Below are 20,072 nucleotides of genomic sequence, written 5' to 3' on the forward strand. Positions count from 1 at the left end.
CCTACTGAACTCTGGAGCGGCGATGAAAACGGCCCTGTTGTTGATCGATCTGCAAAACGATTTCTGCCCCGGCGGCGCGCTGGCGGTCACGGCGGGCGACGCCGTCATCCCGGTTGCCAATCAGGCGATCGCCGCCTGTTTGGCGCGTGGCGAGCCGATCGTGGCCAGCCAGGACTGGCATCCCGCCAATCACCGCAGCTTTGCGGTGAACTCTCATGCGCAGGTCGGTACCCTCGGCGAGCTGGAAGGCCTGCCGCAGGTATGGTGGCCGGTACACTGCGTGCAAGGGAGCCACGGCGCCGATTTTCACCCCCAGTTGCAGCGGCAACACATCAATGCCGTTTTTCGCAAAGGGCAGGAGACGGACATCGACAGCTACAGCGCGTTCTTCGATAACGGCCACCGTGCGCAGACCGAGCTGCACGGCTGGCTGCAATCGCAGGGCGTCCGGCGGCTGGCAATCATGGGCCTGGCGACTGACTACTGCGTGAAGTTCAGCGTGCTGGATGCGCTGGCTGCCGGCTATCCAACGCAGGTGATCGTCGACGGCTGCCGCGGCGTGAATCTGCAGCCAGGCGACAACGAGCGGGCGCTGCAGGACATGACGCGCGCCGGTGCGCAACTGGTTACCCTGTCACAATTTCTCGCCAACTAAATCCTCCAGGGCGCCACCGGCGCCCTCTCTGCGCGGCGGCGAAAATATCGACGCCGCTCACAATACCGCCCTTCTTCTTCCCCAACGGCTTGTGACCGGCAGGCGCTTTTGCTGTTATGGCTGCGACGCTTTTGGCGTCAATCGGTTATACGCATCCGGGGCCCGCTGAGCCCGGCTTTATTGTAACCGCCTATGGCGGTACGGTCGGCCTTGCCGACCCAAGGAGACAGACATGAAAATAACCCGAAAACTGCTGCCATTGCTGGCGGCGGTGCAGTTGGCTATGGCCGGCGCAGGCACGGCCCAGGCGGCTTATCTCTCCGTCGGCTACTTTAACGGCGGCGGAGACGTCACCGCCGGCCCCGGTGGCGACATCGACAAGCTGGACGTCACGCAAATCACCCACCTCAACTATTCGTTCGGCCTGATCTACAACGGCGAGAAAGACGAAACCAACGCGGCGCTGAAAGACCCCGCTCGCCGCCACCAGATCTACCTGTCGCCGAAAGTCACGGCCGATCTGCAACGGCTGCCGGTGCTGCGCAAACAGAACCCCGAGCTGAAAGTACTGCTGTCGGTCGGCGGCTGGGGCGCACGGGGCTTCTCCGCCGCCGCCGCTACCGAGGAAAACCGGGCGATATTCATTCGCTCCGCGCTGCAGGTGATCGCGAAGTATCGGCTGGATGGCATCGATCTGGACTGGGAATATCCGGTGAACGGCGCCTGGGGGCTGGTGGAAAGCCAACCGGCGGATCGCGACAACTTCACCCTGCTGCTGAAAGAGCTTCACCAGGCGCTGGGGCAAGGCAAGCTGTTAACCATCGCCGTCGGGGCCAACGTCAAAAGCCCGCAAGAATGGGTCGATGTGAAAAGCATTGCCCCTTACCTCGACTACATCAATCTGATGACTTACGACATGGCTTACGGCACACAGTACTTCAATGCCAACCTGTACGACTCAAAGCGTTGGCCAACCGTGGCGGCCGCCGACCGCTACAGCGCCGATTTCGTGGTAAAGAATTATCTGGCTGCCGGACTGAAACCGGCACAGATGAACCTGGGTATCGGTTTCTACGGCCGGGTACCGAAACGGGCGACCGAGGCGGGCATCGACTGGGACAAACCGGATGCCGCCAAGCATCCGGTGACGCAGCCTGACTTCAGCACGCGAGAAACCGCCCTGTTCAACGCGCTGGGGCTGGATCTCAGCAAAGACACTTACGTTAAATACCACGATATCGTCAGCAAATTGCTCAACGATCCGCAGCATCGTTTTCGCGAGCACTGGGATGACGACGCCAAGGTGCCTTACCTGACGCTGCAATCTGCCGAAGGCAAATCGCTGTTCGCTATCTCCTACGAGAACCCGCGTTCGGTGGCTCTCAAAGCCGAGTACATCAAAAACCAGGGATTGGGAGGGGCGATGTTCTGGGAGTACGGCGCAGACGACAACAACCGGCTGGCGCAGCAACTGGCGGAATCGCTGGGGATTAAGGGCGAAAAACGGTAAATCGACGGGGCGATGGCGGCATCGCCCCGCTTTAGGGCAGCCTTACTGCGGTTTGAGTTTGGCCAGCGGCTCGGCAACGAACTGCTGTTTCAGCTCTTGCTTGCTCTTCATCACGATTTGCCCGTCGGTGCCGATGCTCATGTGCTGCGGATCGACGTTGTTCATCGACTGCCACAGCATCACCGCCTGCAGGCTGTTTTCTTTCTGCTCCGGCGTCAGCGCCACGCCGTCCGGCCATTTGCCCAGCTCAACCGCCTGTACCAAACGCTGGTATATCTCGGGCGTCATCGCCGCAATCAGATCTTTCACGTCCATCAGAGCCCTTCTCGCTTACGGATGAATAATTAGCTGAATCGATTTTGTTGGTTAAATTACCACTTAGCCGGCCGTTTGGTCGCCATTTTCGCCATCGGTGAAACTCAGCGAGGCGGAGTTGACACAATAGCGGTCGCCGGTCGGCTGCGGGCCATCGGGGAAAACATGCCCCAGGTGCGCATCGCAGTGGCCGCAGCGGATTTCAATACGATGCATATTATGTGAATTATCATCAAGATAACGGATTGCATCGGCGGAAACCGGCTCATAAAAGCTCGGCCAGCCGCAGCCGGAATCGTATTTGGTTTCGGAGTAGAACAGCGGCTGGTTACAGCACAGGCAATGGTACACGCCTTCGCGTTTGTTGTGCAGCAATTTGCCGCTGAACGGCGCTTCGGTACCGCGCTGTTGCGTCACATAACGTTGGATTTCATTCAGTTCCGTGACCGGATGACCGGGGGTTGTCTCTTTAGCCATTTGTGCTTATCTCTGAATGTGGATAATGTCAACGAAAACAATGATTAATAATAACAAAAAATTAACACCGCTGCAGGGATTTTTGGCCTAAACTGTAGCCCATAAAGGCCACGTCACGATGATATGTGATAGCGATCACACATCTTGCGTATGCTGACTTTATACTTGGCGGCTTGTCCCCATATAACGGATGAGGCCGAGCGCAAATGGACTGTGCAATAAGCGTGCAAAACCACCCTTCCGGTTTGACTTGCCGCAAGAATTGACACGATTCCGCTTGACGCTGGGTAAGGTTTTTGTAATTTTACAACCAACCTTTTATTCACTAACAAATAGCTGGTGGAATATATGACTATCAAAGTAGGTATCAACGGTTTTGGCCGTATCGGTCGCATTGTTTTCCGTGCTGCTCAAGAGCGTTCTGACATCGAGATCGTTGCAATCAACGACCTGTTGGACGCGGAGTACATGGCCTACATGCTGAAGTATGACTCTACTCATGGCCGTTTCAACGGTACGGTAGAAGTTAAAGACGGCCACCTGGTTGTTAACGGCAAAACCATCCGTGTTACCGCAGAGAAAGACCCGGCTAACCTGAAGTGGAACGAAGTGGGTGTTGACGTGGTTGCTGAAGCGACCGGTATCTTCCTGACCGACGAAACCGCACGTAAACACATCACCGCTGGCGCTAAAAAAGTCGTTCTGACTGGCCCATCCAAAGATGCGACCCCAATGTTCGTGCGTGGCGCCAACTTTGATAAATATGCCGGCCAGGACATCGTGTCCAACGCCTCTTGCACCACCAACTGCCTGGCGCCACTGGCTAAAGTCATCAACGACAACTTCGGTATCGTTGAAGGCCTGATGACCACCGTTCACGCGACCACCGCCACGCAGAAAACCGTTGATGGCCCGTCCCACAAAGACTGGCGCGGCGGCCGCGGCGCATCCCAGAACATCATCCCTTCTTCTACCGGCGCAGCGAAAGCGGTTGGCGTTGTTCTGCCAGAGCTGAAAGGCAAACTGACCGGTATGGCATTCCGCGTACCGACGCCAAACGTATCCGTTGTTGACCTGACCGTGCGTCTGGAAAAAGCGGCGACCTACGAAGAAATCAAGAAAGCCATCAAAGATGCCGCTGAAGGTTCTATGAAAGGCGTTCTGGGCTACGTTGAAGACGACGTGGTGTCCACCGATTTCAACGGCGAAGTGCTGACTTCCGTGTTCGATGCCAAAGCCGGTATCGCACTGAACGACAACTTCGTGAAACTGGTTTCCTGGTACGACAACGAAACCGGTTATTCCAACAAGGTTCTGGATCTGATCGCTCACATCTCCAAGTAATGGCATGATGTTAAGCTGATAATGAGGGCGACATTTTTGTCGCCCTTTTTTATTTGTCTCTACGGCAAACAATAGGTCATGAAATGAACGAGAAAATTTTCACCCTGCCCGTTTCCGAACAGATTTCGCCTTACATCAGCCAGCGTCAACTCGATGAGCTGGGCGTGGTTGTGGTGTCGCACCCGAAAGTGCGCGCGGCCGTCGCGCTGCAAGGTGCCCATTTGCTGGCCTGGCAGCCCAGCGGTGAGCAACCGGTGATTTGGCTCAGCAGCAATACCCCCTTCGCCAAAGGCAAGGCCATCCGCGGCGGCGTGCCAATCTGCTGGCCGTGGTTCGGCCCGGTGGCGCAACCCTCCCACGGTTTTGCCCGCAACCAACCCTGGAGCCTGACGGCGCACGATGAAGATGACAACGGCGTCATCCTGACCTTTACGCTGAAAGACAATGAGCAGACCCGCAAACTGTGGCCGCACGCCTTCACGCTGATTGCCCGCTTCAAGCTGGGTGCGGAGTGCGAGATCGAACTGGAATCGCACGGCGATTATCAGGCCACCGCGGCGCTGCACAGCTACTTCCAGGTCGGCGATATCGATCGGGTCAGCGTGGCGGGCCTGGGCGAGCCTTATATCGACAAGGTGGCGGGCGGCGCAGAGGCGCGCCAGGCGGGCGAAGTGACCTTCATAGGCCAAACTGACCGCGTCTATACCCGCCCGGAAGCTTTCAGCCAGATCCGCGATCCGGCGCTCGCACGCACCATCGAGGTTCACCACCATCATATGAGCGACGTCATCGCGTGGAACCCCGGCGTGGAGCTTTCCTGCAGCATGGGGGATATGCCGAACGACGGTTACAAGACCATGGTCTGCATCGAGACTGGGCGTGTCAGCAAACCGCTGGTCGCCGCCGGCGAGCAACCTGCTCGTTTGGGTGTGACCTTCCGCAGCCGTAAGAAGGCCTGAGGAGCCGTGCGCGAAAGCGCACTGCAGATGTGCAAAAGGGGCGCCAGCGCCCCTTTTTGATGCACATCACGCACGATAATCGTGCAATGCGTGATTAGAAGGTGTAGCTCACACCCGTCATCAACAAACCGGTGTAGGATTTATCCACCATCGGGCTGTCTTTCACTTCATCCGACAACTTCACATAGCGGCCGACGAAGAAGGCGTTCCAGCTTTTGTTGATCTGGTAATTGGCGCTCAGCTCAAGATACGGTGCCCAGCTATCGCCTGGGGTGTAGCTGTCCAGGCCGCTGCGGCGCGATTCATTGGCGCTGACGCCGTAGTAATATTTGTTCTGGTTCTTGCTGTTCCACATCACGCCCACGCCCGGGACCAGCGTCAGCGCGTCCAGATCAAACTTGTACAGATAAGCCACATCGCCCACCAGCCCGTTGCTGTTGTTCAGCGTGTCGCCGGTGAAAGTGGTACGGATAGTGCCCCACTGGGCGTTGTGCGAATAGGCCAGGCCGGCCATCAGCGTGCCGCGACGCTTGTCGAGGCGCTTCATGCGGTCGTCGTCGCTGTCGCCCGGACGGTAGCCCCATGGCGTGTAGTAACCCATGATGCTCAGCTGGTTTTCTTGATCTTTCCACAGGTAGTAACCGGCGGTCAGAGTACGGAAGTAGAAGTCGTCACCTTCATAGTCGATGACGGGCACCGGATAAACGCGGTCCTGATAACCGCGATACGCGTCCGGGCTAACCAGCGCGGCAGCGCCAAGTGACCAGGTTCCCGCCTGAGCACTTTGCGCACAAACCATTGCGGAAGCGATAATTGCTAGCGTTTTGAGTTTTGAAATCTTCACTGGTTCTTTTTCCATAAATTACAGGGTTAATAGCCGCAATAGTTTATGTGAAAATTTAGTTGCGCGCCTAATCTTTACAATAGAAAACGACCAAGATCGAATAACTTATAGCGGAATTATGAATTAATCATGGCGGAACGATGACGTTTCATCCCGCAGGCCGCGCCAGACAAGGCATTTGGCTTACACAGTAATAACTGAGTCATTGATATGACTTAAAAAAAGCTTTTTCTGCGGCAGGAAATTTTCCGGCAAGCAAACTAAGCTTAAATCAGAAGGCGAATTTATCCTGGGCCCAGTGGCATACAGCGCAACTCGCGATAATAAGCGCACCAAGTTGGCATACGGGTTGCTGTACTCAGGCGTATTCTCATCTTCCGGGGGCCAGAACACTATCACACGCTCTCTTTAACCTGTGCTAATAACGAAAGGACGGGCATCATGAACATATTTGACCACTATCGCCAGCGCTACGAAGCTGCCAAGGACGAAGAGTTCACACTGCAGGAATTTCTTACCATTTGCCGGCAAGATCGCAGTGCCTATGCCAACGCGGCCGAACGTCTGCTGATGGCTATCGGTGAACCTGTGATGGTCGACACTGCGCTAGAGTCACGCCTGTCGCGCCTGTTCTCCAACCGCGTGATCGCACGCTATCCGGCCTTCGAAGAATTCTACGGCATGGAAGAGGCCATCGAACAGATCGTCTCTTACCTGAAACACGCCGCGCAGGGCCTGGAAGAGAAGAAACAGATCTTGTACCTGCTGGGCCCGGTGGGCGGCGGTAAATCCTCGCTGGCGGAACGTCTCAAGGCGTTGATGCAGCGCGTGCCCATCTACACCCTCAGCGCCAACGGCGAGCGCAGCCCGGTCAACGATCATCCGCTGTGCCTGTTCAACCCGCAGGAAGATGCCTCGATCCTGGAGAAAGAGTTCAACATCCCGAGTCGCTATCTCGGTACCATCATGTCACCGTGGGCGGCGAAGCGCCTGCATGAGTTCGGCGGCGACATCACCAAGTTTAAAGTCGTGAAAGTGCGCCCTTCCATCCTGGAGCAGATCGCCATCGCCAAAACCGAACCAGGCGATGAGAACAACCAGGACATCTCGGCGCTGGTCGGTAAAGTGGATATCCGCAAACTGGAAAACCACGCGCAGAACGATCCGGACGCCTACGGCTACTCCGGCGCCCTGTGCCGCGCCAACCAGGGGATTATGGAGTTCGTCGAGATGTTCAAAGCGCCGATCAAGGTGCTGCATCCGCTGCTGACCGCGACCCAGGAAGGCAACTACAACGGCACCGAAGGCATCTCCGCCCTGCCGTTCAGCGGCATTATTCTGGCGCATTCCAACGAATCCGAGTGGGTGACCTTCCGTAACAACAAGAACAACGAAGCGTTCCTCGACCGCGTGTACATCGTCAAGGTGCCTTATTGCCTGCGCGTATCAGAAGAGATCAAGATTTACGACAAGCTGCTGGATCACAGCGAGCTGACCCATGCGCCCTGCGCGCCGGGCACCCTTGAAACGCTGGCGCGGTTTAGCGTGCTGTCGCGGTTGAAAGAGCCGGAAAACTCGAGCATTTACTCGAAAATGCGCGTGTATGACGGCGAAAGCCTCAAGGATACCGATCCGAAAGCCAAGTCCTATCAGGAGTACCGCGACTACGCCGGGGTTGACGAAGGCATGAACGGCCTCTCCACCCGTTTCGCCTTTAAAATCCTCTCGCGGGTATTCAACTTCGATCACGCCGAGGTGGCGGCCAACCCGGTACACCTGTTCTATGTGCTGGAGCAGCAGATCGAACGCGAACAGTTCCCGCAGGATTTGGCCGAGAAATACCTGGAACACCTGAAAGGCTATCTGATCCCGAAATACGCCGAGTTTATCGGCAAAGAGATCCAGACCGCCTATCTGGAATCCTACTCGGAATACGGACAGAACATTTTTGACCGTTACGTGACCTACGCGGACTTCTGGATCCAGGATCAGGAGTATCGCGATCCCGACACCGGTCAGCTGTTCGACCGCGAGTCTTTGAACGCCGAACTGGAGAAAATTGAAAAACCGGCCGGTATCAGCAACCCGAAAGATTTCCGTAACGAAATCGTGAACTTCGTGCTGCGTGCCCGCGCCAACAATAACGGCCGCAATCCGAACTGGACCAGCTACGAGAAGCTGCGTACCGTGATCGAGAAAAAAATGTTCTCCAATACCGAAGAGCTGTTGCCGGTCATCTCGTTTAACGCCAAAACGTCGACGGACGAGCAGAAAAAACACGACGACTTCGTCGACCGCATGATGGAGAAAGGCTATACCCGCAAGCAGGTGCGCCTGCTGTGTGAATGGTATCTGCGGGTCAGAAAATCCTCATAACGCCTCAGGTAAGCGGCATTATCAGGGCCATGTCCACAGTCATGGACGTTGCAGCGCAGCCCACGGAGGGGCTGGCTCATTGCGCTGCCGCGACCGGGACATGAAGAGTTGGCAACGTCGTTTGGGGGAAGTATGGCCTATTTCATTGACCGACGGCTGAACGGCAAAAACAAGAGCATGGTGAACCGCCAGCGCTTCTTGCGCCGTTACAAGTCGCAAATCAAACAGTCGATTGCCGAAGCCATTAACAAGCGTTCGGTCACCGACGTGGACAGCGGGGAGTCGGTCTCCATCCCCACTGACGATATCAACGAACCGATGTTTCATCAGGGGCGCGGCGGCACTCGCCATCGCGTTCACCCAGGCAATGACCACTTCGTGCAGAACGATCGCGTTGAGCGGCCTCAGGGCGGCGCAGGCGGTGGCGGCGGCCAGGGCAACGCCAGCCAGGACGGTGAAGGCCAGGATGAATTCGTCTTCCAGATCTCCAAAGACGAATACCTCGATCTGTTGTTCGAGGATCTCGCCCTGCCCAACCTGAAAAAGAACCAATACAAGCAGTTGACCGAGTTCAAAACCCACCGCGCCGGCTATACCGCCAACGGCGTGCCGGCCAACATCAGCGTCGTGCGTTCGCTGCAGAATTCGCTGGCGCGGCGTACCGCCATGACCGCCGGTAAAAGACGTGCATTGCACGAGCTGGAAGATGCGCTGACCCAGTTGGAAAACACCGAACCCGTGCAATTGCTGGAAGAGGAGCGGCTGCGCAAGGAAATTGCCGAACTGCGCAAAAAAATCGAAAGCGTACCGTTTATCGATACCTTCGACCTGCGCTACAAAAACTATGAGCGCCGGCCGGAGCCCTCCAGCCAGGCGGTGATGTTCTGCCTGATGGACGTGTCCGGCTCGATGGACCAGGCGACCAAAGACATGGCCAAGCGTTTTTACATTCTGCTCTATTTGTTCCTGAGCCGAACCTACAAAAACGTTGAGGTAGTCTATATTCGCCATCACACCCAAGCGAAAGAGGTGGACGAACAGGAGTTCTTCTATTCGCAGGAAACCGGCGGCACCATCGTCTCCAGCGCGCTGAAGTTAATGAATGACGTGGTCGAAGAGCGTTATGACCCGGCGCAATGGAATATCTACGCCGCGCAAGCGTCGGACGGCGACAACTGGGCCGACGATTCACCGCTGTGTCATGAGCTGTTGGCGAAGAAGATCTTACCGATGGTACGTTATTACAGCTACATAGAAATCACTCGCCGCGCTCACCAAACGCTGTGGCGTGAATACGAGGATCTGCAGGCGAAATTCGACAACTTCGCCATGCAGCATATCCGCGAACCGGACGATATCTATCCGGTATTCCGCGAACTGTTCCGCAAGCAGACCGTGTGAATAACATCGCGTAAATGTCACCACAGCCGGAAAACGCCGTTTTCCGGCTGTTTCTTTTTCGCATTATATATTTACATCACGTATGTTTGATTTTTAAACAATAGCAACACAAATAATAAGTCAGATTCCCCAGAACGGTCCTCTCTATTATTTGTTCTTCTGAGGTTATTCCTAAACATTCGCCGCTACGCCCACACGGCTTGATAGGAATATTCCCATTCAGTTATCGTTACTCCATCGCTTAAGTCTCTTCCTAAGCGAAATTTGCCTCACTTTATTTTTCTATGGCTTCTCAGCCCGCTGCGGCGGGCATTTACCTGTCAGCAGGTTAGACATCATGATCGACTACACCCTCTATGGCCTCAACAAGCACGATGTTGATGAATACCATAAGCAAATATGCTGCCTGCTCGGCAAAAACGTGCTGCTGGTACTGACCGCCAACAAGCCGATAACCAAACAGAACCTGCTCGCCAGCCTTATCCAGGAGATAGAAAAACAGCCCGACGATTATTTTCAGCGGTTGCATCGTGCGGCAATAGAAATGATCGGCGTTAACGGGCGCTAAGGCGATATGCGTAAGGCAGACTATTGCCGCCCTTATTGCCGCCCTCGTGGTGTTAATGATGCTGTTAATCATTAATATCGATAGCGATATCAGCGCTTATCCCTAATGCGCTCCTATTACGCCGGCTCTTTAGTCCGCCGTAATAGGCAGCGAAGGGATAATCTGTCGCAGAATGCCCCCCTTTAGTCCGGCAAATCTTCCTGCCCCTGCTTTATTTCAAACCGGCCGCTTCGTCAATCAAACCCGCCACCTCATCGGCATGGGAAACCAGCGAGGCATGGCTGGCATTCAGCACCATGATTTTCTTGGCCTGCAGCCGCTGCGCCATTCGCCGCTGATTCTCCGGCGCTATCATGCGATCGTCGCTGGAAAGTTGATACCATGACGGTTTATGTTTCCATGCCGGTTCGCCGATGGTGTTACCGAAGGTATCGGCCAGCGGGGCCTTCTGCGCCACCGCCATCACCAGCGCCTCGTCGGGGGTAAGATCCTGGCAAAAACTCTCGTGAAACTTGTCGGCTTTGATCCACAGATAGCCGTCGCTGTCCGGCGCCAGATTCGCGACTGCCGCAGGAGGATGCGCTTGCGTAATGCCGCCGGGGCTTTCGCCGACATCCGGCGCAAAGGCGGCGATGTAGACCAGACCGACCACGTTAGGCTGGTTGCCCATTGCCGTGATCACGGCACCACCGTAAGAGTGCCCCACCAACAATACCGGTCCCGCTTGCTGTGCGACCATCTTGCGCGTGCGCTCAGCATCCTCAGCCAGCGATGTCAACGGCATTTCCACCGCATGAATCGCCGTATATCCCCTGCGCGACAACTCGAGGATGACCTTACTCCAGTGCGCCGCGCCGCCCCAGAATCCGTGTACCAGCACGATAGTGGGTTTTGTGCTCATTGCCGACTCCTTCACCTCATAGTAAAGCACCGCAGGCAGATGAACAGCCCCGATTAAGGAAAGTGCCTGGCTGCCTTCGACGCCACGTAGTCCCCATTTTATATAGTCAGCCCCATGGCGTTCAGCAATAGCTACGACGGGTTAACCGCCCCGATCCTCCGGCGTCGCCACGGCGTTATCGAAGCGGCTTACGCCGTAAGGCCAGAGAAAAAAAGGGATTAAAACTAGGATTTTTACCCATACCGATCTAAAATTTCGCGCAAAAACAAAGAGAAGTAAATTTAGCTCACCGGGAAAAGGAATGAAGTTGTGAAGGAAATGATCTCCATCGTTTTTATGGCATGCCTGCTGGCGCTGCTGTTTTCGTGGCTGTTCGTCTACGGTCTTAACATTCATTAAACCTGCGGCGGCAATAAATACCCCTCCCCGACTGGCAAGCAGCGCATCGGGACGATGCGCTAAAACCGGCCCCCAAAGCGCCAATGAAAGCGAAATCTGACGCCATCTCGCCTTAACCTTTCCGCCCACAGATACATCAATAATATTTACGGATAATAGTCCTATCCCCTTTCTGCATCCCTCGTCGACTTTTTCTGACCTGGCGCAGCCCACCCAAAGAGAGGGCTTGCCCGACGCAAAATGTTACCGGTAACTATGTTGTTGATTTCTTTTTGTAATAACCGGAAAGCCGTTAATAACCCTACGTTCTTTATAGAAATAAATTATGCATTCTTATGGATAAAGGTATGAATAAACGGCCTTTGGTCATTGATTATCACCCGCCAAGCTCCTAGAATTCGCGCGTAAAAATACAACTGGGATCGGGTTTCATGTCGTCGCTGTGGGTTGCAACGCAATACTGTTATTTTATTGGTCTGTTAGTTTCAATGGTTTTCACCTACCTGGTTAGCCGGGACACCGTCAAAATTCGCTGTATCAGCGCACTGACCATCGGGTTAACCTGGCCGCTGAGTCTGCCGGTCGTGTTGCTGTTTTCGCTGTTCTAATCCCCCCAACAGACCTCGCGGCGGGCTTGGGTTTTTAAACAGTCATGCTAATGAAAAGAGACTGACCACCGACGTCAGGGTTTTTGGCGTGGGATAAAAAAAGCCAGCGCAAGGCTGGCATGAAAATTGGAAGCAATGTGAGCAATGTCGTACCGGATCGGGGGGCACAGAAGGAGACAACCCTTTTCCCCTCACCGGTGCCGCGAATGATAATACGTCTCATTATTGAATGTAAAGTCATTTCCCTACGCAACTTCTCTCCTTTGGGAAAATATCAGCCGCGCGGCGCTCGCCAGCGCTGATACCCTCTCCCCGCTCCCCACACCAGCAGCCAGAGCAAAACATTCAACCCCAACCATAGCATCAGCAAATAAAAGAAAGTCTGATAACCGGGTATGCCCCGATCGGCCAAAAACGGGTTAAAGTGAAAAAATTTAACGATAGCGAACGGATTAAGATTGAAACGGTTGAACACGGCCGTCGTCAGTAACGGTGGCAACAGCGTGTAAAATGCCAGGCTGAACAGCAGCAGAATTTTTGTGCCTGAAGAGTTTTTATAATCTTTCATATCAATACATTACGTTTTTCATTATGGTGCAGAAACCGCCAGGCGCTCGCACGCCAATCGACCCCGCGAGCGCAAAAGAGTTCCAGGCTAACGCGGAAATAAAGCCGATCCTGCGTTTAATTGTCATTTAGCGCGCGGGTGATATATACCCTGTGGATTTTAAATTACGATGTCGCCGCGCCGTCTTCAACCACAGCGTTTGCATGGCATCATCAGGAGGCATTAATGAAACCGGACGCACTCTCCCTGCCGCCGAACCCGAAAAAGCTCAAAATCATCTACGGCTGGTATATTTATGTGATCTATATCCTGCTGGTTTTCAACATTTACATGGCGGTCTACAACGTCTGCGTACGGCATCCGATCGAGGCTCCGCTACTGTCGCTGTTTCACAGCCTGTTCCTCGCGCTGATGCTGCAACAGGTGCTCAAGAAGAACGTCGTTTTCGCCTGGATCTTGCTGAGCTATTTTATTCTGATGCGCCTGTATTACGCCAATGTGCTGCATGTCGAGTTCACGCTGGTGAGCCGCGGCCTGGTGCTGCTGATACTGACGCTGCTGCTTACCGGCGCCGTGGCCGTCGGGCAACTGGCCACGCCGCCGCAGCGGCATGACTGGCTGGCGCGGCTGGGCTGGCGGCAATGGGGGGCGCTCACGGCGCTGGCGGCCATCCTGACGCCGCTGATTACCACCGACTATCTGGGATAAACAGAGGGCTATTAAGGGATATGAGGTTCGGAAATGTCTACGATGCGGCATATTTTAGTGTAGTTACCCGCCTTCTCACAGATCTTGTCCGTGACGAACATGCTAAGGTAGCCCAGCAACAGCAAGTAGCCGACCATGCACAGAATAAAGATAAGCGTTCTCACCGATAGCGACCAACCTGACAAGAGTATCCCGAGCATCATAACCTGAATGAGGCGCTTTAAAAGGATTTCATGCGCGCATCGACCGCATCGGCGCACGTTCTGTAGTAACATTAAGCCACTACGCCCACCACCGGAAACGCCGATGCACCATCTGATGTTAGACATTGAAACCCTGGATATAAAACCCAGCGCCGTCATTCTGGTGGTTGCGGCGGTGTTTTTCGATCCCCGAACCGGGGAACTGGGCGCCGAATTCGAAGCCGCCGTCAGCTGCCAGAAAGACCAACCGGGCCGTACCATCAGCCTGGACACGGTCGCCTGGTGGGCGAAACAGTCCGATGAAGCGCGCAAACAGGCCTTCGGCGGCACCGAGAGCCTGAAGCGCGTGCTGAGCAGCCTTAGCCGCTTCATCCATATGAACAGCACTGACACGGTGAAAGTCTGGGGCAACGGCAAAGAGTTCGACTGCGCGATCCTCGAACACGCCTTCCAGCAGTTGAAAATGCCCTGCCCGTGGAAATTCTGGGATACCCAGGACGTGCGCACGGTGATCACGCTGGCGGAACTCCACGGCTTTAACCCGAAAAAGGCCCGCCCGTTCGAAGGTATGCCGCATCGGGCGCTGGATGATGCTCGCCACCAGGCCCGTTATGTGGCCGATACCGTCTCGGCGCTCTATTACCGCCAAAGGGCGCAGCGCTGACCCGCTTTGCCCCTTTTCATTTGCCGCCAGAGTCTCTACTCTAGCCCTCTTTGTCACTCGGACGTGCCTTTCCTGTTATGCAAAAGTTTCTGTTTATGCTTCTCAGCCTGGTGCTGCTCGGCCCATTAGGCATCGATCTTTATCTGCCGACCATTCCCGCCATTGCCGTCGGTTTGGGCAGCAGCGAAGCGCTGATCCAATCCACCATATCGCTGTTTATTCTGGTGCTCGGCCTCGGCCAGGTTATCGCCGGCCCGCTGGTGGATAACTATGGCCGCAAGCCGGTGGCGCTGGCCGGCATTATCCTCTACATGATCGGCGCCGCGATGGCGGCGCTGGCCACCAGTCCAACGGTTTTCATCGCTTCGCGTCTGCTGCAAGGCGTGGCGGTTTGCTGCACCGCCGTCGTCGCCTTCAGCGGCGTGCGCGATCGCCTGAACGGCGACGACGCCGCCCGCGCTTTCGGCTTTCTCAACGGCACGCTGAACATCATCCCGGCGCTGGCGCCGCTGCTCGGCGGCCTGCTCGCCGAAGCCTTCGGCTGGCGTGCCCCCTTCTGGTTCCTGGTCGGCTACGCGCTGCTGGTGTTGGTGCTCATCGCGCTGCGCCTGCCGGAAACCCGCCCTGCCGACACCGTGCCGGTCAAGGGGCTGCCGGTGCGCCAATACGCGCGCATCCTCAGCGAACGCCGTTTTCTCTCCTTTGCAGTGGTGAACTCTGGGGCGATGGGCATGGCGCTGACCTACGTTTCTCTGGCACCGAACGTGCTGATGGGCACCGCCGGCCTGACTCCGCTGCAATTCTCGCTGGTGTTCGGCGCCAACGGTTTCTGGATCATGCTGGTCAGCTTCTTCGCCAACCGCATCATCCACAAGGTCGGCCGTCCGGTTTGCCTGGCGACCGGCGGCATGTTGATGGGGCTGGGCTGTTTGGGCCTGCTGCTGGGCGTCATGCTGCTGCCCGCGGCGGCGCAAGCGCACTGGCTGGCGTATATGCTGCCGGTCGCCAGCGCCTGCGCCGGGTTGGCGTTCGTGATGGGCCCGGCTACCAGTTACGCGTTGGAACCGTACTCCAATGAGGCCGGCGTCGCGTCCGCGCTGGTCGGTTTCGTGCAGATGGCGGGCGGTGCCGCGTTGGGTCTGGTGGCAATGGCGTTGCCGCTGCAACCGAAGCTGTCGCTGGCGCTGGTGATGCTGGCAGGCTGCCTGCTGGCGCTGCACGCGCGGCGGCTCAGCAAGCAGATTAGAGGGCAGATAAAAAAAGTCGCCTGAGCCGCGGCTCAGGCTTCAATGGCGACCGGCACCCGCGCCGCTAACGCCGACAGCAGCTCATAGCCTAACGTTCCTGCCGCCGTGGCCACCTCGTCCACCGGCAGGCGTTTCCCCCACAGCTCCACTTCGGCGCCCAGGTCGACTTGCGGACAGGGCGTCAGATCCACCGCCAGCATATCCATCGATACCGTTCCCAGGGTGCGCGTCAGCACGCCGTCAACCCATACCGGCGTACCGGTCGGCGCATGACGCGGATAGCCGTCGGCGTAACCGCAGGCCACCACGCCGATGCGCTGCGCGCCGGCGGCGCTGTAACGGCCGCCGTACCCCACGCGATCGCCAGACTTCAGCTGCTGAATGCCAATGATCTCGCTGCTCAGCGTCATCGCCGGCTGCAGCCCCGTCGTCGCAACATCCTCCCAGCAACCGCTCGGCGAAGCGCCATACAGAATGATCCCAGGGCGGACCCAGCTACCGTGGGTCGAAGGGTGCCACAGCGTGGCGGCCGAGTTGGCCAGGCAGCGCGGCAACGGTATATCGGCTGCCGCCGCCTCGATAGTGGCCATCTGCTGGGTCACGCCTTCCGGGCCGTCGGCGGTGGCGAAATGGCTCATCAGCGTAAGCTCGCCGATATTGGCAACCGCCTGCGCCCTGTGCCACACCTCATGCAGCCGATCGGGTGCGAACCCTAACCGATTCATGCCGCTGTTCACTTTCAGATAGACATTGAGCGGCGCGTTCAGCGTGGCGTCGGCGATCGCCGCCAGTTGCCAGTCGCTGTGCACCGCCGTCGTCAGGCGATAACGGTCGAGCAACGCCAGATCCTGCGGCTGGAAAAAACCCTCCAGCAGTAGAATCGGCCCTTGCCAACCCGACTCGCGCAACAGCACCGCTTCGGCCAGATCCAGCATGGCGAAGCCGTCGGTTTGCGCCATGCTGCGCCAAACGTGTTTGATGCCGTGGCCATAGGCGTTGGCCTTGACCACCGCCCAGACTTTGGCGCCGGCGGCGAAACGGCGCACCACCTGCAGGTTATTTTCAATCGCGCCGAGATGCATCGTGGCGGTTATGGGACGGGGCATCGCTTCTCCTTGGGGCAGCGTACAGCGGCCACGCGCGCCTGCGCGTGGCCGGTAAAGTCTATGACAGCGTCGACGATTAACGTGCGGGATGCACGTCGTTCAGCGGAACCGCGTGTTGCTGGCGAAACCCGGCGCTGTAACGCGCCACCGCCAGATCATCGGAAGGGATCGCCGGCGTAATGCCGGACATCAGATCGGACAACAACTGCCCGGAACCGCAGGCCATCGTCCAGCCCAACGTGCCATGCCCGGTATTGAGATACAGATTCTTCAGCGAAGTGCGGCCGACAATTGGCGTGCCGTCCGGCGTCATCGGCCGCAGGCCGGTCCAGAACGTCGCCTCTTCCACTCTGCCACCGTTCGGGTAGAGATCGCGCACCACCATCTCCAGCGTTTCGCGCCGTTTTTGCTCCAGCTGCGTATTGAAACCGACGATCTCCGCCATGCCGCCAACGCGAATACGCTGGTCGAAGCGCGTGATGGCGATTTTATACGTCTCATCCAATACCGTAGAGAACGGCGCCGCCGCTTCGTCGGTGATAGGTATGGTCAACGAATAGCCTTTCAGCGGGTAAACCGGAATGGACACCAGGCCGCGTAGCAGCGCCGTGGAATACGAGCCGAACGCCACCACATAGCTGTCGGCCTTGAACACGTCCTCGCCACACTGCACGCCGGCGATCTTGTCGCCTTCCACCAGCAGACGATCGACGCTGCGGTTGAACAGGAAGGTTACGCCCGCCTGCTCTGCCATCTTCGCCAACTGTTGCGTAAACAGCTGGCAATCGCCGGTTTCGTCGTTCGGCAGCTGCAGGCCACCGGTCAGCTTGTGCGCCACCTGCGCCAGCGCCGGCTCGACGCTGCCGAGCTGGCTGGCCTCCAGCAGTTTGTAAGGCACACCGGCATCTTCCAATACCGCAATGTCTTTCGCTGCGTTTTCGAACTGTTGTTGGGTGCGAAACAGCTGCAGCGTGCCGCCCTGGCGACCTTCGTACTGGATGCCGGTTTCCTGACGCAGCGCCTTGATACAATCGCGGCTGTATTCCGCCAGGCGCACCATGCGGCCTTTGTTGGTCATGTAGTGTTCGGTGTTGCAGTTTTTCAGCATCTGCCACATCCAGTTCAACTGGAAGCTGCTGCCGTCGAGGCGGATCGCTAACGGCGCATGGCGCTGGAACATCCACTTGATGGCCTTCAGCGGCACGCCCGGTGCCGCCCAGGGTGCGGCATAACCCGGTGAAATCTGCCCGGCGTTCGCCGCGCTGGTTTCCAATGCAGGACCTGGCTGACGATCGATCACCGTCACCTCATGCCCCGCCTTCGCCAAATACCAGGCACTGGCTACGCCCACCACTCCACTACCTAAAATTACCACTCGCATCGCTGACTCCAGCCCAAGGCTTCACAAAGCATAATCTTCTGCTCACAGGAAATTAACTCAGTGAAAAAATCCGTCCAACAACTTCGTCATCAAACGTGACAATATTCACAATTAATTTATCGTCGATGGGGCGTGCATTTGCAATAGTCGCCCGAAAATAGCGATAAGATGCGGTTTAGAGGGGATTATGATGTCATACCGCCACTGAATTGATAGCAACGCTATCAATGACAGCACTCAAAAAAGGCGTAATAAGCAACATTGATTTAACAGAATATAAAAATACCAGCCACAGCATAGACAGAATAAAAACCCAATAAATTAAAAAATACCAACATAACAAACAAAGAGAGCCTCCTCCCTCCGCAGCAGAAAAATCGCGCAAAATTTCAGCTGCCGTTAACCTTATTTTCACTACTGGATTAAAACAGCCGAGCCCTGAGCCCCGCCCGTTTAAGTTGAACGCTGCAGCACGATATGAACGTTGAAGCCAGAAGCCGATCCTAAAGTTCATATTGTCGCTTTTCTGGAGAACCCTTTATGTTCATCGCCATCTACCAGTTCTCAGTCAAAACCGGACACGAACACGCCTTTCGCCTGGCCTGGCTTGAGTTGACCCAAGGGATCTATCTGCAGCGCGGCAGCCTTGGCTCGCGCCTGCATCGAGATATGAGCGGGAAGTTTATCGGCTATGCGCAGTGGCCAAGCCGAGCCGCATGGGAAAACGCCGGTGATATTCAGTTGGATGAACGCTACCGGCAAGCCCGGGAACGAATGCGTGCGACCCTGTTGGCGGATGAAACGCTATTTGAAATGGCAGTGACGGATGATTACCTGCAAATCAGAGCGTTTGACTGAGCACAAGCCCACATAAGCGGGCTTGTGGTGGACGGGAGGGAGCGGCATCAATGATGCAGCATCTCGTCCACGACTTCTTTGGTCTGCAGTTGGAATGGGTAGTAAGTCGGCCAGTTATCCATTTCTTTCAGCAACGCTTCCTGCGACGTGTTGCCCATAAAGATATGGAAATGCGCCGATTTGCGCGGGCCGATAATGTGATCGCTGAACTGCACGAATTTCGGCGCCAGGCTGCCGGCATCCTGGCATTCGAACAGATAACGCACGCCCTTCTTACCAGAGACATACGTCAGGATCTTATGCCCGGCGTACTTATACTGACAAGCGCTGGATTGGTCGCCGCGGTGAAACTCCATGACGCCGTTTTCAATGCCGATGGTATCCACATCGGTGGCGTACCCTTTGCGGTAATACGCCTTCACTTCTGCGAAGGTCTTGCTCTTATCCTGCGCCGCTTTCTTCTTGAACACCGGGTCGAGCTCCCCATTGAGCAGGTAAGGGTACACGGATTGCCACACGCCCTCCCAATCCGCCAGGTTGCGATCTTTGACGTCTTTATCGTCGAACACGCCCGCCTCGGCCTTTTTTTCCACTTCCGTCAGTGGTTTGCCATGTGAATGATGCCCGTGGGCAAAAGCCTGCCCGCTGATAAACAACGCGGCCAGCGCCACCGCCACTTTACCCAAATGCCTCGCCAAAATGCGCTCCTTGTCTGTTATTGAGAAAATTAAAAGTTATAATATAACATAACAATTTTCAATCCCTGTCGTACAACAGGCATGTGTTGCACGCCCTTGCCGCAGGGCTATACTCGGAGAAGACGCGCGGTGCTGTGCCGCCCTCTGCCGGGACGGGCGTCGAATTGACCGCCGTTCGCTCCTTTGCGTGCCGGCATTTTTATTTCACTGATTTGCAATGGTTAATTATGACTTGAACTATGCTTGTTACAGGGTCTGCCGTTCGAGCAAGACCCGTGAATA

At 56.2% G+C, this 20,072-nt stretch carries 22 protein-coding genes; 12 read left to right on the forward strand and 10 right to left on the reverse strand.

The genetic code is table 11. The features are described from left to right. Positions 1 to 22 precede the first annotated feature (22 nt). Together pncA and C9411_RS01950 are read left to right on the forward strand one after the other, a co-directional pair. On the forward strand, positions 23 to 655 hold the full coding sequence (pncA, locus tag C9411_RS01945; RefSeq protein ID WP_107226321.1) for a bifunctional nicotinamidase/pyrazinamidase: 633 nt from the start codon (positions 23 to 25) through the stop codon (positions 653 to 655). A 232-nt stretch (positions 656 to 887) separates the two neighbouring features. Then, positions 888 to 2,165, forward strand: coding sequence for a glycoside hydrolase family 18 protein (locus tag C9411_RS01950; RefSeq protein WP_107226322.1), 1,278 nt, complete (start codon positions 888 to 890; stop codon positions 2,163 to 2,165). Between the two features lie 42 nt (positions 2,166 to 2,207). On the opposite strand, the gene C9411_RS01955 is transcribed toward C9411_RS01950, so the two are convergent. Both C9411_RS01955 and msrB read right to left on the reverse strand, forming a co-directional pair. Beyond that, positions 2,208 to 2,480 (reverse strand): YeaC family protein, encoded by a 273-nt coding sequence (locus C9411_RS01955; protein ID WP_033634809.1) that lies wholly within the window; start codon positions 2,478 to 2,480, stop codon positions 2,208 to 2,210. Between the two features lie 63 nt (positions 2,481 to 2,543). Then, positions 2,544 to 2,957: a peptide-methionine (R)-S-oxide reductase MsrB gene (gene msrB, locus C9411_RS01960; protein WP_063990126.1), complete on the reverse strand. Its 414-nt coding sequence runs from the start codon at positions 2,955 to 2,957 to the stop codon at positions 2,544 to 2,546. 348 nt (positions 2,958 to 3,305) lie between these two features. On the opposite strand from msrB, the gene gapA reads away from it, so the two are divergent. Continuing rightward, complete coding sequence (gene gapA, locus C9411_RS01970; protein WP_004932222.1) at positions 3,306 to 4,301, forward strand: glyceraldehyde-3-phosphate dehydrogenase; 996 nt, start codon at positions 3,306 to 3,308, stop codon at positions 4,299 to 4,301. An 83-nt stretch (positions 4,302 to 4,384) separates the two neighbouring features. Beyond that, positions 4,385 to 5,260, forward strand: a complete 876-nt coding sequence (locus C9411_RS01975; protein WP_107226323.1) for a D-hexose-6-phosphate mutarotase — start codon at positions 4,385 to 4,387, stop codon at positions 5,258 to 5,260. Between the two features lie 94 nt (positions 5,261 to 5,354). Here the strand turns inward: C9411_RS01975 and C9411_RS01980 are convergent, their stop codons facing one another. Beyond that, positions 5,355 to 6,119, reverse strand: a complete 765-nt coding sequence (locus tag C9411_RS01980) for a MipA/OmpV family protein (protein ID WP_063990128.1) — start codon at positions 6,117 to 6,119, stop codon at positions 5,355 to 5,357. 426 nt (positions 6,120 to 6,545) lie between these two features. Between C9411_RS01980 and yeaG the strand changes: the two genes are divergently transcribed. The 3 genes from yeaG (at position 6,546) to C9411_RS02000 (ending at position 10,449) form a co-directional block, all read left to right on the forward strand. Beyond that, positions 6,546 to 8,480, forward strand: a complete 1,935-nt coding sequence (yeaG, locus tag C9411_RS01990; protein ID WP_025303096.1) for a protein kinase YeaG — start codon at positions 6,546 to 6,548, stop codon at positions 8,478 to 8,480. A gap of 132 nt (positions 8,481 to 8,612) precedes the next feature. Continuing rightward, positions 8,613 to 9,881: a YeaH/YhbH family protein gene (locus C9411_RS01995; RefSeq protein WP_004932234.1), complete on the forward strand. Its 1,269-nt coding sequence runs from the start codon at positions 8,613 to 8,615 to the stop codon at positions 9,879 to 9,881. Positions 9,882 to 10,218: 337 nt separating this feature from the next. Further along, positions 10,219 to 10,449, forward strand: coding sequence for a hypothetical protein (locus C9411_RS02000; protein ID WP_004932237.1), 231 nt, complete (start codon positions 10,219 to 10,221; stop codon positions 10,447 to 10,449). A 211-nt stretch (positions 10,450 to 10,660) separates the two neighbouring features. On the opposite strand, the gene C9411_RS02005 is transcribed toward C9411_RS02000, so the two are convergent. Together C9411_RS02005 and C9411_RS25465 are read right to left on the reverse strand one after the other, a co-directional pair. Next, positions 10,661 to 11,350, reverse strand: a complete 690-nt coding sequence (locus C9411_RS02005) for an alpha/beta hydrolase (RefSeq protein ID WP_033634814.1) — start codon at positions 11,348 to 11,350, stop codon at positions 10,661 to 10,663. Between the two features lie 141 nt (positions 11,351 to 11,491). Next, positions 11,492 to 11,878: a hypothetical protein gene (locus tag C9411_RS25465; protein ID WP_130018094.1), complete on the reverse strand. Its 387-nt coding sequence runs from the start codon at positions 11,876 to 11,878 to the stop codon at positions 11,492 to 11,494. Between the two features lie 302 nt (positions 11,879 to 12,180). Between C9411_RS25465 and C9411_RS02010 the strand changes: the two genes are divergently transcribed. Next, complete coding sequence (locus C9411_RS02010) at positions 12,181 to 12,357, forward strand: GhoT/OrtT family toxin (protein WP_025159799.1); 177 nt, start codon at positions 12,181 to 12,183, stop codon at positions 12,355 to 12,357. Positions 12,358 to 12,631: 274 nt separating this feature from the next. Here C9411_RS02010 and C9411_RS02015 read toward each other — a convergent pair whose 3' ends face one another. Then, the gene (locus tag C9411_RS02015; protein WP_107226324.1) at positions 12,632 to 12,925 is read right to left on the reverse strand and encodes a hypothetical protein; all 294 of its coding nucleotides are present in this window, start codon (positions 12,923 to 12,925) and stop codon (positions 12,632 to 12,634) included. 225 nt (positions 12,926 to 13,150) lie between these two features. Here C9411_RS02015 and C9411_RS02020 point away from each other — a divergent pair, with 225 nt between their 5' ends. The 3 genes from C9411_RS02020 (at position 13,151) to C9411_RS02035 (ending at position 15,771) form a co-directional block, all read left to right on the forward strand. Beyond that, positions 13,151 to 13,633 carry a hypothetical protein gene (locus tag C9411_RS02020; protein WP_063990130.1) on the forward strand — a complete coding sequence of 161 codons (483 nt, stop codon included), beginning with the start codon at positions 13,151 to 13,153 and terminating at the stop codon, positions 13,631 to 13,633. A gap of 306 nt (positions 13,634 to 13,939) precedes the next feature. Continuing rightward, the gene (locus C9411_RS02030) at positions 13,940 to 14,500 is read left to right on the forward strand and encodes a 3'-5' exonuclease (RefSeq protein ID WP_107226325.1); all 561 of its coding nucleotides are present in this window, start codon (positions 13,940 to 13,942) and stop codon (positions 14,498 to 14,500) included. A gap of 77 nt (positions 14,501 to 14,577) precedes the next feature. Further along, positions 14,578 to 15,771 (forward strand): multidrug effflux MFS transporter, encoded by a 1,194-nt coding sequence (locus C9411_RS02035; protein ID WP_107226326.1) that lies wholly within the window; start codon positions 14,578 to 14,580, stop codon positions 15,769 to 15,771. 8 nt (positions 15,772 to 15,779) lie between these two features. Here the strand turns inward: C9411_RS02035 and dadX are convergent, their stop codons facing one another. From dadX to C9411_RS25470, 3 genes are all read right to left on the reverse strand, one after another. Further along, positions 15,780 to 16,853: a catabolic alanine racemase DadX gene (gene dadX / locus C9411_RS02040; protein ID WP_063990134.1), complete on the reverse strand. Its 1,074-nt coding sequence runs from the start codon at positions 16,851 to 16,853 to the stop codon at positions 15,780 to 15,782. Positions 16,854 to 16,929: 76 nt separating this feature from the next. Further along, positions 16,930 to 18,234, reverse strand: a complete 1,305-nt coding sequence (locus C9411_RS02045) for a D-amino acid dehydrogenase (protein WP_107226327.1) — start codon at positions 18,232 to 18,234, stop codon at positions 16,930 to 16,932. Positions 18,235 to 18,427: 193 nt separating this feature from the next. Next, positions 18,428 to 18,748: a hypothetical protein gene (locus C9411_RS25470; protein ID WP_146158849.1), complete on the reverse strand. Its 321-nt coding sequence runs from the start codon at positions 18,746 to 18,748 to the stop codon at positions 18,428 to 18,430. A gap of 26 nt (positions 18,749 to 18,774) precedes the next feature. Here C9411_RS25470 and C9411_RS02050 point away from each other — a divergent pair, with 26 nt between their 5' ends. Further along, positions 18,775 to 19,092, forward strand: coding sequence for an antibiotic biosynthesis monooxygenase (locus C9411_RS02050; RefSeq protein ID WP_063990136.1), 318 nt, complete (start codon positions 18,775 to 18,777; stop codon positions 19,090 to 19,092). Between the two features lie 47 nt (positions 19,093 to 19,139). Here the strand turns inward: C9411_RS02050 and zinT are convergent, their stop codons facing one another. Further along, the gene (gene zinT, locus C9411_RS02055) at positions 19,140 to 19,790 is read right to left on the reverse strand and encodes a metal-binding protein ZinT (protein WP_063990137.1); all 651 of its coding nucleotides are present in this window, start codon (positions 19,788 to 19,790) and stop codon (positions 19,140 to 19,142) included. Positions 19,791 to 20,072: the final 282 nt, after the last annotated feature.

The sequence above is a fragment of the Serratia sp. Nf2 genome, from assembly GCF_003028435.1.
GTDB lineage: Bacteria > Pseudomonadota > Gammaproteobacteria > Enterobacterales > Enterobacteriaceae > Serratia > Serratia marcescens_L.

What these genes read in the sequence shown, in the direction of transcription:
- C9411_RS01955 (WP_033634809.1), bottom strand. Translation starts at nt 2,480, where the DNA reads ATGGACGTGAAAGATCTGATTGCGGCGATGACGCCCGAGATATACCAG.
- yeaG (WP_025303096.1), top strand. Translation starts at nt 6,546, where the DNA reads ATGAACATATTTGACCACTATCGCCAGCGCTACGAAGCTGCCAAGGAC.
- C9411_RS02005 (WP_033634814.1), bottom strand. Translation starts at nt 11,350, where the DNA reads ATGAGCACAAAACCCACTATCGTGCTGGTACACGGATTCTGGGGCGGC.
- C9411_RS02020 (WP_063990130.1), top strand. Translation starts at nt 13,151, where the DNA reads ATGAAACCGGACGCACTCTCCCTGCCGCCGAACCCGAAAAAGCTCAAA.
- C9411_RS25470 (WP_146158849.1), bottom strand. Translation starts at nt 18,748, where the DNA reads ATGAACTTTAGGATCGGCTTCTGGCTTCAACGTTCATATCGTGCTGCA.
- C9411_RS01975 (WP_107226323.1), top strand. Translation starts at nt 4,385, where the DNA reads ATGAACGAGAAAATTTTCACCCTGCCCGTTTCCGAACAGATTTCGCCT.
- dadX (WP_063990134.1), bottom strand. Translation starts at nt 16,853, where the DNA reads ATGCCCCGTCCCATAACCGCCACGATGCATCTCGGCGCGATTGAAAAT.
- pncA (WP_107226321.1), top strand. Translation starts at nt 23, where the DNA reads ATGAAAACGGCCCTGTTGTTGATCGATCTGCAAAACGATTTCTGCCCC.
- C9411_RS01950 (WP_107226322.1), top strand. Translation starts at nt 888, where the DNA reads ATGAAAATAACCCGAAAACTGCTGCCATTGCTGGCGGCGGTGCAGTTG.
- msrB (WP_063990126.1), bottom strand. Translation starts at nt 2,957, where the DNA reads ATGGCTAAAGAGACAACCCCCGGTCATCCGGTCACGGAACTGAATGAA.
- C9411_RS02045 (WP_107226327.1), bottom strand. Translation starts at nt 18,234, where the DNA reads ATGCGAGTGGTAATTTTAGGTAGTGGAGTGGTGGGCGTAGCCAGTGCC.
- C9411_RS01995 (WP_004932234.1), top strand. Translation starts at nt 8,613, where the DNA reads ATGGCCTATTTCATTGACCGACGGCTGAACGGCAAAAACAAGAGCATG.
- C9411_RS02050 (WP_063990136.1), top strand. Translation starts at nt 18,775, where the DNA reads ATGTTCATCGCCATCTACCAGTTCTCAGTCAAAACCGGACACGAACAC.
- C9411_RS02015 (WP_107226324.1), bottom strand. Translation starts at nt 12,925, where the DNA reads ATGAAAGATTATAAAAACTCTTCAGGCACAAAAATTCTGCTGCTGTTC.
- C9411_RS02000 (WP_004932237.1), top strand. Translation starts at nt 10,219, where the DNA reads ATGATCGACTACACCCTCTATGGCCTCAACAAGCACGATGTTGATGAA.
- C9411_RS02030 (WP_107226325.1), top strand. Translation starts at nt 13,940, where the DNA reads ATGCACCATCTGATGTTAGACATTGAAACCCTGGATATAAAACCCAGC.
- C9411_RS02035 (WP_107226326.1), top strand. Translation starts at nt 14,578, where the DNA reads ATGCAAAAGTTTCTGTTTATGCTTCTCAGCCTGGTGCTGCTCGGCCCA.
- C9411_RS02010 (WP_025159799.1), top strand. Translation starts at nt 12,181, where the DNA reads ATGTCGTCGCTGTGGGTTGCAACGCAATACTGTTATTTTATTGGTCTG.
- C9411_RS01980 (WP_063990128.1), bottom strand. Translation starts at nt 6,119, where the DNA reads ATGGAAAAAGAACCAGTGAAGATTTCAAAACTCAAAACGCTAGCAATT.
- gapA (WP_004932222.1), top strand. Translation starts at nt 3,306, where the DNA reads ATGACTATCAAAGTAGGTATCAACGGTTTTGGCCGTATCGGTCGCATT.